The 14,742-nt window shown below is 70.3% G+C and carries 11 protein-coding genes and 2 pseudogenes; 2 read left to right on the top strand and 11 right to left on the bottom strand.

Going from position 1 to position 14,742, the window contains the following annotated elements; translation table 11 throughout:
• The 5 genes and pseudogenes from AAD528_RS06980 to AAD528_RS06965 all read right to left on the bottom strand — a co-directional run bounded on the left by AAD528_RS06980 (position 1) and on the right by AAD528_RS06965 (position 5,861).
• Complete coding sequence (locus AAD528_RS06980; protein ID WP_345751348.1) at positions 1 to 1,371, bottom strand: carboxylesterase family protein; 1,371 nt, start codon at positions 1,369 to 1,371, stop codon at positions 1 to 3.
• 44 nt (positions 1,372 to 1,415) lie between these two features.
• Complete coding sequence (locus AAD528_RS06975; RefSeq protein WP_345751347.1) at positions 1,416 to 3,407, bottom strand: flavin-containing monooxygenase; 1,992 nt, start codon at positions 3,405 to 3,407, stop codon at positions 1,416 to 1,418.
• A pseudogene (locus AAD528_RS15540) lies at positions 3,404 to 3,775 on the bottom strand (hypothetical protein); the annotation flags it as partial. The gene AAD528_RS06975 and the pseudogene AAD528_RS15540, both read right to left, overlap by 4 nt.
• A gap of 225 nt (positions 3,776 to 4,000) precedes the next feature.
• A pseudogene (locus tag AAD528_RS15535) lies at positions 4,001 to 5,005 on the bottom strand (FAD-dependent monooxygenase); the annotation flags it as partial.
• Between the two features lie 10 nt (positions 5,006 to 5,015).
• Positions 5,016 to 5,861, bottom strand: coding sequence for a fumarylacetoacetate hydrolase family protein (locus AAD528_RS06965; protein ID WP_345751345.1), 846 nt, complete (start codon positions 5,859 to 5,861; stop codon positions 5,016 to 5,018).
• Positions 5,862 to 6,045: 184 nt separating this feature from the next.
• On the opposite strand from AAD528_RS06965, the gene AAD528_RS06960 reads away from it, so the two are divergent.
• Positions 6,046 to 6,732, top strand: a complete 687-nt coding sequence (locus tag AAD528_RS06960; protein ID WP_345751344.1) for a GntR family transcriptional regulator — start codon at positions 6,046 to 6,048, stop codon at positions 6,730 to 6,732.
• A 113-nt stretch (positions 6,733 to 6,845) separates the two neighbouring features.
• On the top strand, positions 6,846 to 7,736 hold the full coding sequence (locus tag AAD528_RS06955) for a VOC family protein (RefSeq protein WP_345751343.1): 891 nt from the start codon (positions 6,846 to 6,848) through the stop codon (positions 7,734 to 7,736).
• A 3-nt stretch (positions 7,737 to 7,739) separates the two neighbouring features.
• Here the strand turns inward: AAD528_RS06955 and AAD528_RS06950 are convergent, their stop codons facing one another.
• From AAD528_RS06950 to AAD528_RS06925, 6 genes are all read right to left on the bottom strand, one after another.
• Entirely contained in the window at positions 7,740 to 9,158 is a 1,419-nt protein-coding gene (locus AAD528_RS06950; protein WP_345751342.1) for an MFS transporter, read from the bottom strand.
• 201 nt (positions 9,159 to 9,359) lie between these two features.
• Positions 9,360 to 10,172 carry an ABC transporter ATP-binding protein gene (locus AAD528_RS06945; protein ID WP_345751341.1) on the bottom strand — a complete coding sequence of 271 codons (813 nt, stop codon included), beginning with the start codon at positions 10,170 to 10,172 and terminating at the stop codon, positions 9,360 to 9,362.
• A 44-nt stretch (positions 10,173 to 10,216) separates the two neighbouring features.
• Positions 10,217 to 11,092, bottom strand: a complete 876-nt coding sequence (locus AAD528_RS06940) for an ABC transporter permease (RefSeq protein WP_345751340.1) — start codon at positions 11,090 to 11,092, stop codon at positions 10,217 to 10,219.
• Positions 11,085 to 11,876 (bottom strand): ABC transporter permease, encoded by a 792-nt coding sequence (locus tag AAD528_RS06935; RefSeq protein ID WP_345751339.1) that lies wholly within the window; start codon positions 11,874 to 11,876, stop codon positions 11,085 to 11,087. Before AAD528_RS06935 ends, AAD528_RS06940 begins: the two co-directional genes overlap by 8 nt.
• Before the next feature lie 99 nt (positions 11,877 to 11,975).
• Complete coding sequence (locus tag AAD528_RS06930; RefSeq protein WP_345751338.1) at positions 11,976 to 13,004, bottom strand: ABC transporter substrate-binding protein; 1,029 nt, start codon at positions 13,002 to 13,004, stop codon at positions 11,976 to 11,978.
• Between the two features lie 207 nt (positions 13,005 to 13,211).
• Positions 13,212 to 14,531 carry an NtaA/DmoA family FMN-dependent monooxygenase gene (locus tag AAD528_RS06925; RefSeq protein WP_345751337.1) on the bottom strand — a complete coding sequence of 440 codons (1,320 nt, stop codon included), beginning with the start codon at positions 14,529 to 14,531 and terminating at the stop codon, positions 13,212 to 13,214.
• Positions 14,532 to 14,742: the final 211 nt, after the last annotated feature.

Below are 14,742 nucleotides of genomic sequence, written 5' to 3'. Positions count from 1 at the left end.
CTACAGCGCCGTGAGGCCCGCCTCGCTGGGGGCCTCGAGGCGGGGCGCTCCGCCATCGAACTCCAGGCGCTTCGGGGCGGCCGGGTCGAACGCCGCGACGGGCTCGCCGTCGACGGCGGGCACGCCCGTGCGGACGAACGCCGTGAACCACTCCTGCAGCGCCGCAGACGTCGCGGAGAACACGGCCTCGTCGATGCCCTCGAGCATCGGTGCGTCGTGCCACTGCGCGCGGTCGCCGAACAGGAACGGCAGCGGGAAGCAGTGCGGGCTGTACGCACCGGGAAGCGGGCTCTGCACCGAGAACCCCGCCACGAAGACCGGGAGCCGCGCCGCCCCGGCGAGCTCGAGGTGAGCCAGCCGGAACTGGTGCAGCGTCATGGCCTCGACCATGCGCTGCTTGGGCGCGGCGCCCGGCCGCTTGGCGTCGATCCACGCCGCCGCGGCGGCCGGATCGGCGAACCGCGCGCCGAGGAACCCCTCGACGGCCGCCGGCGGGAACGCGGCCTCCGGCACCGGGAAGAGGAAGGCCGCGGCCTCCTCGGAGGTCGACAGCAGCAGCAGCTCGCGCACGTGCAGGCGCGGCGCGGATGCGGCGAAGTCGTGCAGGTCGCCCGACAGCGCGCCGGAGACGGCCGGCATGAGCGCCATGCCCTTGCCCGCATACGTGCGTGCGAGCACCGTCTGCGCGTCGAGCAGGGCGTCGGCGGGGGCGTGCGCGAGGGCCTCGGTGCCCAGCGCGCCGAGCAGGACGTCGCGGCGGTCGGCGTACGCCTCGACCGTGAGCGGCGCCTCGCGCGGCAGGCTGATCAGCGCCGTGCGCGCGACGAGACCCTCGGCGTCGGGCATGGTCGACAGGGCGTATGCGTACCAGGCACCGGCGGAGTCGCCCGCGAGGGTGATGTTCGCGGGATCCCCGCCGAAGTCCGCGATGTGCGCGACCACCCAGTCGAGCGCGTGCAGGACGTCGTGCAGCCCGCGCTGCGACTCGGCGGGGTCGCCGCTCGATCCGAGGTGCCCGAGCGCGCCGATGCGGTAGTTGACGGTCACGAGCACGATGCCGGCCCGCTCCACGAGGTCCGGCGACGTGAACCAGCGCGCGTTCCCCGTGCCCGTCATGAAGCCGCCGCCGGGGACGAACAGCATCACGGGCGCGCGCGTCGCGCCCTCCGGCGCCTGCACGCGCAGCTGGAACGCGTCGTCGCTCTGGGGCAGCTCGCCGTTTGCGCCGCCCAGCAGGGGGTTCAGCGATCCGGGTCGCTGCGGGAACGCCAGCGGCCGCTCGGCCGCGACCTCCGGGATCCGATCCGACAGCTCCGAGAAGCGATCGGACGGATCCGTCCGCTCGCCGTAGCGGACGACGATGTCGATCATCACGATCCCCCGTCCTCGATCACGTTCCCGCCCCCAGGGTCCGGTTACTTCAGGAACTCGTAGTCGCCGGGCTCGACGGTCTCGGTGATCCGCCAGTACTCGCTCGTGCGGTACGGCCACACCTGGGACACGCGGTTGAACCGGTTCTTGTACCAGGTGTTGACGTACGGCTGGCCCCACGTCATCCGGTAGTTCTCCTCGTCGACCCACGCGATGTGGCGGTCGAGCGCCTCCTGCCTCAGGTCGAGCGCCTTGGCATCGCGTTCCAGCAGCTCCCGGATGGCCTTGACGGCGTACTCCGCGGCGCGCTCGATCATGAAGTGCAGCGCGCCGCCCACCACGCCGCCGGTGTTCGGGCCGAGCAGCATGAACAGGTTCGGGAAGCCCGGCACGGTGATCCCCGCGAAGCCCTTGGCGTCGCCGCCCCAGTAGTCGTGGATCTCGAGGCCGCCACGGCCGCGGATCTCGATCGGGTCGAGGTAGTCGGACGGCCGGAACCCCGTCGCGTAGATCACGACGTCGGCGTCGAGCTTCTCGCCGTCTCCCGTGATCAGGGCATGCTCGTCGAAGCCCACGAGGCCGCTCGTGATCACGCGCGTCTGCGGCGACTTCAGCGCGCGCGCCCACACGCCGTTGTCGCGCAGCATGCGCTTGGCGGACGGGGGATACGTCGGGATCGCAACCTCGAGCAGGTCGGGACGACCCTCGTACTGCTCCTCGTAGCGCTTGACGACGGCCTGGCGGAACTCCTCGTTCGCGCGCGAGACGCTGTGGGGCACGCCCTCCCAGCCGTCCTCGGCGCGGGCGATGTGCAGCCGGCCGTCGATGCCGCCGGCGGTCACCCAGAGGCGGAACCAGTGTCCGTAGTGCGGCACCTTGGCGTGCAGCCACTGGGCCGCCTCGCTCATCAGCTCGTGGTAGGTCGGCGCGGGCAGCATCCACGGGGCGCTGCGCTGGAACACGTACAGCTGCTCCACGTCGTCCGCGATCGCGGGGACGATCTGGTACGCGCTCGCGCCCGTGCCGATCACGGCGACCTTCTTGCCCTTCAGGTCGACCGAGTGGTCCCACTCCTGCGAGTGCATCTGGGCGCCCGCGAAGGTCTCCTGGCCGGGGAACTCCGGGATGAACGGGTGGTCGAGCTGACCGACGCCCGTCATGATCGCGTGGAACGTGCGGGTGCGCTCCCGGCCGTCGCCCGTGCGGGTCGTCGCGGTCCACGTGCCGGTCTCCTGGTGGAACTCGGCCTTGGTGAGCTTGGTGTTCAGCTCGACCGTGTCCTCGGTCCAGCCCGCCTTCGCGAACGTGTCCTTCAGGTACTCGAGCACCTCGTGGCCCTGCGCGAACTGGTGCGGCCAGTCGGTGCGCTGGGCGAAGGAGAAGCTGTAGCCGTAAGTCGGGGTGTCCAGGCGCACGCCCGGGTAGTGGTTCTTCCACCACGTGCCGCCGAGCGTGTGCGCGCCCTCGATCCACGTGAAGGGGATGCCCGCCTCCTGCAGGCGCCACGCCGCGGCGATGCCGGAGACGCCGGCGCCGACGATGAGCACCTCGAACGCGCGCCCCTTCGCGACGTCCTCGAAGCGCCAGTCCGCGATCCCGTTCTTGTCGGGCGCGATGTCGAGCTCGTGCTTCAGCTGGCCGGCGTACGCCGGGTCCTGCGTGCGGCCGTCCGTGAACCAGTCCAGGATCTCGTCGGCGATCTCCTGCGGCAGCGTGTCGACGGATCGGATCCTCTCGTCGCGCACTCGCTTGAGCGCCTCGAAGCCGATCTCCCGGGCGCGCGCCTGCTGCTCGAGCGTCATGCCGCCGTGCGGGTCGAGATAGGGACCCATCGGCGGGATCGGCGGGCGCACCGCCGTCTCGAGGATGGACGTGTCGCGCAGCGCCGCGGCGAGCGAGGCCAGCAGCACCGGCAGCTCGGACTTCGCGACGTACTCGCGCAGCTGGTCGTCGCTCTCCGTGATCGCCGGGTACTCCTCGATCCAGAAGAGGTCGCCGTGCCTGGGCGTGGTGACCGGTGCGTCGATGGTGCTCATGCCGCCTCCTTGCGGGCCGTGCGGACCGCGCGGGCGCGGTCGTCGATGAATGCGCGCAGCTCGCCGACCACGCGCTGCTCGTCGCCGGGTGCGAACACCGCGGCGACGTAGCGGTCGGGGCGGACCGCGACGAGGGACGGGGCGCTGCGCGCGCCCGCCGTGAGCACGGGCGCGGTCTCCGCGACCTCGCCGGCCGCGGGCGCCGAGCCCGGGGCGAGCACGCGCAGGCGCGTCGCGCCGATCGCCGCCCAGTACGGGTCGACGTCCGCCGGGGCCGCCCCGCCGACCTGCAGCAGCGCCCAGCCGCGGCCGAGGTGGGCGTCCAGCCCGGCTTCGGCTCCCGCGGCGTCGCGCACCACCGGCTGGCTGAGCGCGCGGCCGACCGTCACCGACGGCAGGCCCTCCCCCAGCGGCGCGGCCGCCACACCCTCGGCGTAGTCGGCCGGCGTGATGAAGCGCATGTTGGCGAGGAAGTCGCGCACGCTCGGGATCAGGCTGAGCGCCCGCACGACCGCGTCGCGCACGCGCGTGAGGACGGGGTTGGTCGCCATCACCACGGCGCCGATGCGGCGCGAGACGCCGACCATCCTGGCGCCGTGCGCGCGGCGCTCGATCTCGTACGAGTCCAGCAGCCGCTCGGACGCGCCGCCGGCGATCGCCGCGATCAGCTTCCACGCGAGGTTGGTGGCGTCGCGCACGCCGGCGTTCAGCCCCTGGCCGGCGAACGGCGGCATGAGGTGCGCCGCGTCGCCGATCAGGAACGCCCGGCCGGAGCGGTACGTGCGCGCGATGCGCTGGTGCGCGACGTACACGACCGCGCGGCGCACGTCATCCGGATCCAGGTCGGCCCGGAAGCGGGGCACGACCAGCTCGCGGATCTTCTCCGGGGTCGTCATCGCGTCCGCGTCCTCGCCGTCGAACAGCATGAACTCGATCCGCAGGCGCCCCTTGATGCCGGGCACGAGCACGTACGGCCGCTCGCCGTCGCAGTGGAACTCGGCGAACGGATCCAGCGCGCGCGTCTCGTTCAGCAGGTCCACCACGATCCAGCGCTGCGGCTGCGTCGTTCCGACCAGATCGATCCCGAGCGCGGAGCGCGTGAAGCTGCGACCGCCGTCGGCGCCGATCAGCCAGCTTCCCGTCACGGTGCGCCCGTCGGCCAGCGTGACCGCCACACCGTCGGTGTCGCGCACGACCGCGGTCGCCTCCGCGCCCCTGAGGAACTCGAGGGTCTCGTGCGCCACCGCGCGATCCCACAGCAGCCGCTCCAGGATCGGCTGGTCGAACTGCGTCTTGGCGGGGTGTCCCAGGCGCGAGGCGACGGGCTTCGCCTCGAGCAGCAGCCGCTCCCCCAGGCCGAAGTAGCGGCTGCCGGTGTCGAGCAGCGACTCCGCCTTGAGCGCGTCGGCGATGCCGAGCTGCGCGAACGTGCGCAGCGACTCGTCCTGCAGGCTGATCGCGCGCGGCAGGTCGCCGGGCTCGGTCGCCTTCTCGACCACGGTGGTGCGCACCCCGGCGTCGGCCAGCAGCAGCGCGGCGACGAGCCCGATCGGGCCCGCCCCCACGACGATCACGTCGCGTTCCGCCTGCGTGGACATCCGGCTCACCTCAGCGACGCACCATCTTGTTGACCAGCGTGCCGAGCTCGGTCACCTCGACCTCGACGACGTCGCCGTCCTCCAGGAAGGTCGGCGGATCCATAAACAGGCCCACGCCGCCGGGCGTGCCCGTGACGATGATGTCGCCGGGCTCGAGCCTGGTGAACGTCGTGACGTACTCGATCTGCGCGGGGATGTCGAAGATCAGGTCGGCGAGCGCCGCGTGCTGGCGCACCTCGCCGTTGACACGCGTGGTGATCTCGAGCTTGTCGATGTCCTCGATGTCCGCGGCCGGCACGTAGTACGGGCCGAACGTGCCCGACTCGGGGAAGTTCTTGCCGGGGATCCACTGGCCGGTGTGGCGCTGCCAGTCGCGCGCCGAGAAGTCGTTGAAGGCCGCATAGCCGGCGACGTGGTCGAACGCGTCCTCGCGCGAGACCTTGTACGCGGGCTTGCCGATCACCAGGGCGACCTCGCCCTCGTAGTCGTAGGACGTGCTCTCGGCCGGGATCGTCGCATCGACGCCGTGGGGCCAGAGCGTGTCGGAGAAGCGGGAGAACACCGTGGGGTGCGGCACGTCCGCGCGGCCGGTCTCCTCCTTGTGCGTGCGGTAGTTCACGCCGATGCAGATGACCTTGTTCACGTCGCCGACGACGACGTCGAACGTCGTGCCTTCGACAGGCTGCGCGGGGGCGTCCGCGTGGGCGGGGACATCCGCCAGCGCCCCGGAGAGGATCGCGTCGCGCAGCGTGGGCGCGACGTCCAGGCCGGTCGGACCCAGGTCGTACAGCGCGCCCTGGTCCTCGACACCCCAGGTGTGGCGGCCGTCGACGGTCTCGTAGCTGGCGTATCGCATGTTGTCCTCTCTGACACGTCCGGCCGTGGCCGCGGCAACGGCGCCGGGTGTGAACGTCTGGGGACCTCGACGGAGAGGTCCGCTTCCCAGGGTATCCGGGATTGTGCATCCGTCAAGTGGAAATGCATTATTTGCAGGGGGAGCACAACGTACAAAACCTCGAGCCGCGACCTATATTGCATACATGGCGCGACGCGGCGAATCCGAGACCCTGAGCACCGAGGTGCGTGAGCGACTCCGGCACGACATCCTGGCCGGGCAGTGGGTGCCGGGCGAGAAGCTGCAGCTCGTGGCGCTCTCGTCCCATTACGGCACCAGCAGCACCGTCGTGCGCGAGGCGCTCACGCGGCTGACGGGCGAGCGGCTCGTGGAGCTCAAGCCGAACCGCGGATTCTTCGTGCCGCGCCTGTCGCTCGAGGAGCTCCGCGACTTCAACGAGCTGCGCTGCCTGTCCGAGGAGTTCGGGATCAAGCTGGCGATCGCGCGCGGCGATCTGCAGTGGGAATCGGAGGTGTTCGCGGCGCACCACACGCTCGAGCGGACGCCGCGTCACGCCGAGGACGCCTCCCTCAACCCCGGGTGGGTCACCGCCCACGCCGCCTTCCACGCCAAGCTGCTCTCGTCGTGCGGCCTGCCCGTGCTGATCGACCTCGCCGCGACGCTGTCGGACGAGACCTCGCTCTATCGCCGCTGGGCCGCCCCCACCACGCCCCAGCTCGAACGCGACATCGAGCAGGAGCACCGCGACATCCTGCAGGCCGTGATCGATCGCGATGCCGACCGCGCGGGCGCGCTGCTGCGGCAGCACTACACGCTGACCATGGAGCTCATCCTCGAGTCGGGCCTGCTGCCGGAAGCGGTCTCCTCCTGATCGGAAGCGGTCGCACGGTCGCTGCGACCCTGGCAGTGATTATGCATTCCTGATACCGTTGTGCACTATCGGGCGTCGGCCCGGGCCCACGTCAGCGGCGACAGGAGCACCTCATGGCATTCGGCGTCATCAGCGAGATCGGCTACGTCTCGCTCCAGACCAGCGATATCGAGGCGTCGGTGGCGCATGCGAAGGACATCCTGGGCCTGGTCGAGACCGGTCGATCCGGCAACGCGGTGTATCTGTCGAGCCGGGCGAAGCTGCATCACGAGATGGTGTACCTGGATGCTCCCGAGCACGGCGTCGGACACATCGGTCTGATCGCCGCGGGCAAGGCGGGTCTCGACACCGCCCGCACGCGGGTCCGCGAGGCCGGGTACCCGATCTTCTCGGAGACGGCGCTGCACCCGGGCGTGGCGGACGGGTTCGCGTTCGTCGGCCCGGAGGACTTCGTGTTCGAGATCTATCTCGGTCCCGCGCGCGCGGACATCACCGTGGGCGGGCACACCCCCGACCGGTTCGGGCACGTGAACCTGCACCCGCGGAACCTGCAGGCCATGCTGACGTTCTTCACCGACGTGCTGGACTTCCGGATCTCGGACGTCATCGGCGACGACTTCGCGTACTTCCTGCGCTGCAACGCCGAGCACCACGGCGTCGCCCTGATGAAGGGCAAGGGCTGGATGCACCACCACGCCTGGCAGGTGCAGTCCATCGCGGATCTCGGCAAGGTCGGCGACCGCCTCCACGAGCACGGCCTGCGCCTGCTGATGGGACCGGTCCGCCACGGCGCCGGCCACAACATGGCCGCGTACTACGTCGAGCCCACGGGAGCCGTCGTCGAGCTGTACACCGACATGGAGTGGATCCTCGACGACGACCGTCCGCCGATCCTGTGGCCGCAGGACGACCGCGCCTGGGCCACCAAGTGGTCGATCTACGACTTCAGCGAGTTCCGCTCGCACGGACTCTTCCCTGCCCGCGAGGCGATCACCGCGCAGTAGGCCTCAGCTTCCGGGCTCCGAGGTGGGCACGCCGCGCGGGATGAGGAACGCGAGACCGCACATCACGGCCGCCAGCACGGCCGACGCGGCGAACACCGCGCCGGAGGCGGCGACCGCCGTCGCAGGGGCGTGCTCGTCGCCACCGAGGCGGGCGACGATGCCGTTCGAGATCGCGCCGAGCACGGCCGCGACGACGGCCTGCCCGATCGACCGCGCGAACATCACGGTGCCGGAGGCGACGCCCCGCTCCTCCCACGCGACGGTCGACTGCACCGCCACGAGCGACGGCACGGCGGCGAAGCCGAAGCCGAGCCCCGTGGCGAACAGGATCAGCGCGATCATCCAGATGCTCGGCCAGCGCGACAGCACGGCGATGCCGGCCGCCGTCGCGCACACGAGCGCGGTGCCGGCGATGATCACCCGCCGGAATCCGAAGCGCAGGTACAACCGTCCCGCGAGCGCGGCGGCCACGGGCCAGCCGAGCGTCAGCGTCGCGAGCGCGAGGCCGGCGAGCAGCGGCGTCGCCCCCGCGCTCCCCTCGAGGTAGGTCGGGATGTAGGCGGTGTAGCCGATCAGCACGCCGCCGAGGATGAGGTTGAGCGCGGCGGTCGAGGCCACCACCGGGCGGGTGAAGATCCACAGCGGCAGCACCGGCTCGCGCGCGCGGCGCTCCACGAGGACGAACAGCGCCAGCAGCACCGCTCCCCCGGCGAACACGCCGATCGACGTCGGCGAGCTCCACTCCCACGCGACGCCGCCCTCGAGAACGCCGAGCAGCAGCAGCGTCAGCGCGCCGGTCAGCAGCGCGGCGCCGGCCCAGTCGATCCGATGCCGGCGACGCTCGAGCGTCTCGTGGTAGTTCCGGGACAGCAGCCAGCAGGCGAGCAGGCACAGCGGCACGTTGATGAAGAAGATCCACCGCCACGCGTCGAGCTGCGCGAACAGCCCGCCGAGCGTCGGGCCGATGACCGACGACGCGCCCCACACGCTCGCGATGTAGCCCTGGGCGCGTGCCCGCTCCTCGACCGTGTAGATGTCGCCCACGATCACGACCGTCATCGGCATGATCGCGCCAGCACCGAGACCCTGCACCGCGCGGAACACGATGAGCGAGGACATGTCCCACGCCGCCCCGCACAGGATCGAGCCGAGCAGGAAGACGGCGATGCCGAACAGCAGCACCGGCTTGCGACCCAGCTGATCGGCGAGCTTGGAGTACACCGGCGTCAGCACCGACTGGGTGAGCAGATAGATCGAGAACAGCCAGGGGAAGGCCTCGTAGCCGCCCAGATCGCCCACGATCGACGGCACGGCGGTCGCGACGACGGTCGCATCGATCGCGACCAGCCCGGTCGAGACCATCACGGACAGGAGGATGGGTCCCCGCTCGCTGCGAAGACCCACGGCGGCGGGGGCGGTCACCCGCTCATCGTGCCACCCCGCCGATGGCGCGCGGGCCGTGATGCCGGGATGCATGCCCGCCGTTGACCCGATCGGCCCGAATTCCGGCCGGGATTCGGGCCGATTCGGTCGACGCGCAGGAAGGCCCGCCCCGGGGACAGAGTCGCGCCCGGGACGGACCTTCGCCTGGCGAGCCGTCGGGGGCCGGCCGAGCGGGAGTGCCTACTTGCGCAGGCGGGTCAGGATGCGCCCGCGCGCGTCCTGGAAGCGGGGGTCGGCCTTGGTGGCGACCTGGTCGCGGTGGGTGCCGAACCCCGTCTCGATCACGTCGACGACCGTGGCCGGCTTGTTCGCGATGACGATGACCTTGTCGGCGAGGTAGATCGCCTCGTCCACGTCGTGCGTGACGAGCATGATCGTCACGCCGAGCTTCTCGCGGAGGTCGATCACGAGGTCCTCGAGGTCGAAGCGGGTCTGCGCGTCGACCGATGCGAACGGCTCGTCCATCAGCAGCACCTTCGCGTTGTATGCGAGGGCGCGCGCGATCGCGACGCGCTGCTGCATGCCGCCCGACATCTCCCACGGGAACTTGTCGCCCTGGCCGGCGAGGCCGACGGCCTCGAGCGCCTCCTCGGCGGCCCGATTGCGGGCGCCCTTCGGCTCGCCCTTGCCCTGCAGCGGGAACGCGATGTTCTCGCGCGTCGTCATCCACGGCATGAGCGAGCGCGAGTAGTCCTGGAAGACGACCGCGATGTCCGGGTGCGGCCCGTTGATGACGGATCCGTCGACCGAGACCGTGCCGGCCTTCGGCGCGAGCAGGCCCGACAGGCCCTTGAGCAGCGTCGTCTTGCCGACGCCGGACGGGCCGACGATCGAGACGAACTCGCCCCGCGCGACCTCGAGGCTCAGGTCCTCGAGGATGCGCTTCTCGTTCGCGCCCGAGCCGTAGCCCATGGAGATGGCGTCGATCTTGAGCAGCGCCTGGCCCGACGTGGCGCTGAGCGTTCCGGTGTGGATGGCTCCGGGAGTGGTCATGTCCAGACCTTCCTCTTCGTTGTCGTTGTTGTCGCCGGCGCGCATCACTGCGCGCCCGAGCGGAAGTACCAGGACAGGACGCGCCGTTCGAACAGCCCGAACAGCAGCACCAGGATGTAGCCGATCACGCCCACGAGCAGGGCTCCGCCCCACGTCGCGGGGATCTTGAACGTGCTCGACGACTCGAGGATGTAGAACCCGAGTCCGATGTTCGCGGCGAAGAACTCGCTCACGACCATGACGACGATGCCGATCGGCAGCGCGACGCGCAGCCCGGCGACGATCTGCGGCATCGAGCCCGGCAGCACGACGCGGCGGTAGTACAGCGATCGGGGCACCCCGAACACCTTCGCGACGCGGCGCACGGACGGATCCACGCCCCGCACGCCGTCGATCGTGTTCAGCAGGATCGGCCAGACGCACGCGAAGGCGACGGCGTGGATCTTGGGCTCGCGGCCGATGCCGAGCGCGCCGATGATGAGGGGCACGAGCGCGGTCTGCGGCACGGAGCGCAGGAAGTGGATGAACGGATCCAGCACCTCGCGCAGCCAGCGGACCTCGCCGATGACGAGACCGAGGGCGATGCCCAGGATCGCGGCGATGAGGAAGCCGACGAGCAGGTTCACGAGGCTCGTGCCCATCGCGGCGAGCAGCTCGCCGCTCACGAAGTCGTCGATCGTGCTCTGCACGATCGCGGACAGCGGCGGGATGAACAGGTTCGTGCTCGAGGCGGAGAAGATCCACCACAGCACGACGAGCAGGACCGGCAGCCAGAACCGGATGACGAGAGAGCGCACCACCCCGAGCGCGGGAGGCAGTCCGTCGCCGCCGGTCGCGAGCGGCCGCCAGACGTTGCGGAAGACGCCGACACGCGGCTCGCGGTTCCGCGTGCGGATGGTGGAGGTGGGTGCGTCAGTCATCGCTCTGCCTGTTCCATGCGAGGAGGTGCTTCTCTCCGTACTGCAGGACCGCTGCGACGCCCCACCCGAACATGCCGGCGAAGAAGAGATAGGCGAACGTCTGATCCCAGCGTCCCGCCTCCTGGGCGAGGGTGATCAGGCGCCCGAGACCGGGCACCTGGGTGAGCACCTCGACGCCGACCGCGGTGAGGATCGAGATCGAGGCGGCGATCCGGACGCCGGTCGCGATGAACGGCAGCGCGGAGGGCAGCAGCACCCTGCGGAACCAGAGCACGCGGGGGATGCGGTAGATCTTCACCGTGTCGGCGATGCCGACGTCGAGGCGGCGCGATCCCAGGATCGACTGGACCAGGACCGGCCAGACCGCGCCGAGCACGATCATGGTGACCTTCATGTTGAGCGACTGGCCCAGCAGCAGGATCACGACCGGCATCAGCGCCATGATCGGGAAGGCCCGGCCGAAGTCGACGATCAGCGACGTCGACGCGTCGACGAAGCGGCTGGACCCGAACAGCAGGCCCAGGACCACGCCGATCACGGTGGCGATGAACCAGCCGACCAGGGCGGAGAGGACGGTCTGGCCGAGGCCCTCCCAGAACATCGGGGCGACGAGGACCTGTCCGATCGCGCCGACCACCTCGACGGGCGAGGGCACCATGGACGGTCCCAGGCCGATCGCGGTCCCGAGCTGCCAGAGCCCCAGGATCACGATCAGCGCGATCAGGCGCCACCCGGCGAGCGACCAGGCCGCGCGCCTCTCGGTGCCGATTGCTGCGGTTGTCATGATGTGCGGGTTCCTCTCCGATGAGGGCTCACAGCGCGGATGGATCAGATGGTCCGGGTGCCCGGGCCCGTGCGCAAGACCCGGGGCACCCGGCGGACGTCACTCGCTGCGCGGCGCGTCTTCCCAGAGGATCTCGTCGACCGACTTGGGCTCGTTGTCGATGAAGCCGAACTCCTTGAGCGCCTGCGTCGTCTCCTCGGCGATGCCGGCCGGCGTCTCGAGCGCCGCGGGGGTCAGGGTCTTGGGGACCTCGTCGACCGGCTTGCCGGTGATCTCGGAGCGGATCGCGAGGACGGCGTCGAGGTTGGCCTCGTCGTTGTAGAAGTCGGCCGCCTTCTGCATGGCCTCGTTGAACTTGTCCGCCGTGCCGGGGTTCTGCTGCAGCCAGGGGTCCGTCGCCGCCCACAGCGTGATGGGCAGGCCGCCGCGGAACTCGCGGGACGGGTTGTCGATCACCTTGTACGTCGGGTCGTTCGACAGCTGCGCGTAGAAGGCGTCCGACGGGAAGGCCGCGTCGACCTGCGCGCCCTCGAGAGCGGCCTGCATGCCCGCGAACGGGATCAGCACATCCTCGACCTTCGAGGGATCCACGCCGGCGGCCTCGAACGACTGCTTCACGGCGACGTTGCCGCCCGAGCCGAGGTCGTTGAAGGCGACGGTCTTGCCCTCGAGGTCCTTGAGCGACTCGATGCCGCTGTCGGCGCGGACGACGATGCCCGAGGTGTCGAACTCGGTGCTGACGACCGCGTTGGCCGACACGACCTTGACCGGCAGGTTCTCGGAGGTGGCGGTGACCGCGACGTCCCACGAGATGATCGCGAGGTCGGCGGACCCACCCGAGACCTGCGCGAGGTTGTCCTGCGGCGTGCCGCCCGGCTTGATCGTGACGTTCAGGCCGACCTCGTCGAAGTAGCCCTCCTGCTCGGCGATGTAGACGGGCTCGTAGTTGATCGGCGCGTGGATCACCGTGATGTCGGTCTTGCCGGGCCGCTCGCCGGAGTCCGCGTCGCCGCCGCCCGCTGCGGGAGCGGGGGTGCCGCCGCTGCAGGCCGTCGCGAAGAGCGCGATGGCGGCGATGGCGGCGACGCCGGCCCAGCGTGCCGTGCGCTGAAGGGTGCTGTGCTTCATGGGTCTGCTCTCCTCATCGAGACGGAACCTCTGTCCGCCGGCGGGTCCGGCGGGCTGCCTCCCCCGCGTCGGAGAATGCATTACGGTGACGATAACGCATTACCGCAGGATTGTGGAACCTGTTTCATGAGAAATATTTCAGCATGACGGCGAACCGCCGCCCGGCCCGCAGGCCGGACGGCGGTCGCTCGTCCCCGACGTCGAGCTTCAGGCCGCGGGCCGCGGCAGGCCGAAGTGCTCGCGCAGCGTGGTGCCCTCGTACTCCGTGCGCGCGTAGCCGCGGTTCTGCAGCTCGGGCACCAGCAGCTCGCACATCTGCTTCATCCCGCCGGGGTTGTACGGCGAGTTGAGGTTGAAGCCGTCGCACGCGCCCGCCTCGAACCAGTCGACCATGTTGTCGGCGATCGTCTGCGGCGTGCCGATGATCCACTGGTGCCCGGCGGAGCGGGCCATGTCGATGATCATGTCGCGCAGCGTCATCCCCTGATCGACGATCTTGCGGCGGAACACGTGGTAGCGGCTGCCCAGGCTCGGGTCCTCGCTCAGCCACTCGGCGGGGATGCGGTCGTCGTAGTCGAGGCTCGACAGGTCGAGGCCCGCGAGGCCCGCGGAGACCTGGCGCCGGCCATGGTCGAGGTTCACGTACGAGCCGAGCTCGGCCGCCAGCTCCTCGGCCTCCTTGATCGTCTCGCCGATGATCGGCAGGATGCCCGGCAGCACCTTGGTGTGCTGCGGGTTGCGCCCCTTGGCCTCGAGCATCTTCTTGAAGTCGGCGTAGAACTCCACGGCCCGCTGCTTGACGGGCTGCGCCGTGTAGATCGCGTCGCCGACCGAGCTGCCGAGGTCGAGACCGGGGCCCGACGATCCGGCCTGCACGATCACGGGGTGCCCCTGCGGCGAGCGTGGGCCGGGCATCGGCCCCTCGACCTGGAAGTACTCGCCCTTGTGATTGATCTTGCGCACCTTCGCGGCGTCGATGTAGTCACCCGACGCGCGGTCCGCGATCACGGCGTCGTCGCCCCAGGAGTCCCACAGCGCCTTGACGACGGCGGCGAACTCGGTGGCGCGGCGGTAGCGGTCCTCCGGCGAGGGGATGCCGTCGAAGCCGTAGTTCTGGAAGCCGTCGAACGAGGTCACCAGATTCCAGCCCGCGCGGCCGCCCGACATGTGATCCAGGCCGGCGATCTGGCGCGCGACCGTGTAGGGGCTCTCGAACGACGTCGACATCGTGCCGATCAGGCCGATGTGCGTCGTGCGGCCGGCCAGCGCGGACAGGGTCGAGATCGGCTCGTAGTAGCCGTTGGTCTTGATGTCCCCGCGCAGCGTCGGCTCGGCGTGCGCGATGTCCCCGAAGAAGACGGCGTCGATCTTGGCGTCCTCGGCCATGCGGGTCAGCTCGGTGACGTAGTCGAGGCCCGGCACGTCCTCGATCCGACTCCCCTCCCTGCGCCACGAGTCCTTGTGGTGTCCCGCGGGGATGACGAAGGTCGTCAGCGCCATGCGTCGGGTGGGCTGGGCAGCGGCCATGGATGCACCTTTCTTCCGGGCGGTCGTCGATGACCGGACAGGACCGGATGATCGCCGTGCTGCCATTGTCGTCCGGGGCACACAGTTCACGCCAGACGAAAGATTCGGGCAGATCCTTCAGAAGAACTGAGTATGGTCTTTCCGCGTCAAAGAATATATTCTCAGTCCTGTAGTGCAAAGTTCCCGGGCTTGCCCGGGTCCACCTCACGCG

Origin of the sequence: Microbacterium rhizophilum, from assembly GCF_039605615.1 — a bacterium.
In the GTDB taxonomy this organism is placed as follows: domain Bacteria; phylum Actinomycetota; class Actinomycetes; order Actinomycetales; family Microbacteriaceae; genus Microbacterium; species Microbacterium rhizophilus.
The sequence above is the reverse complement of the archived record's forward strand: the minus strand, read 5'-3'. Positions and strand labels throughout refer to the sequence as shown.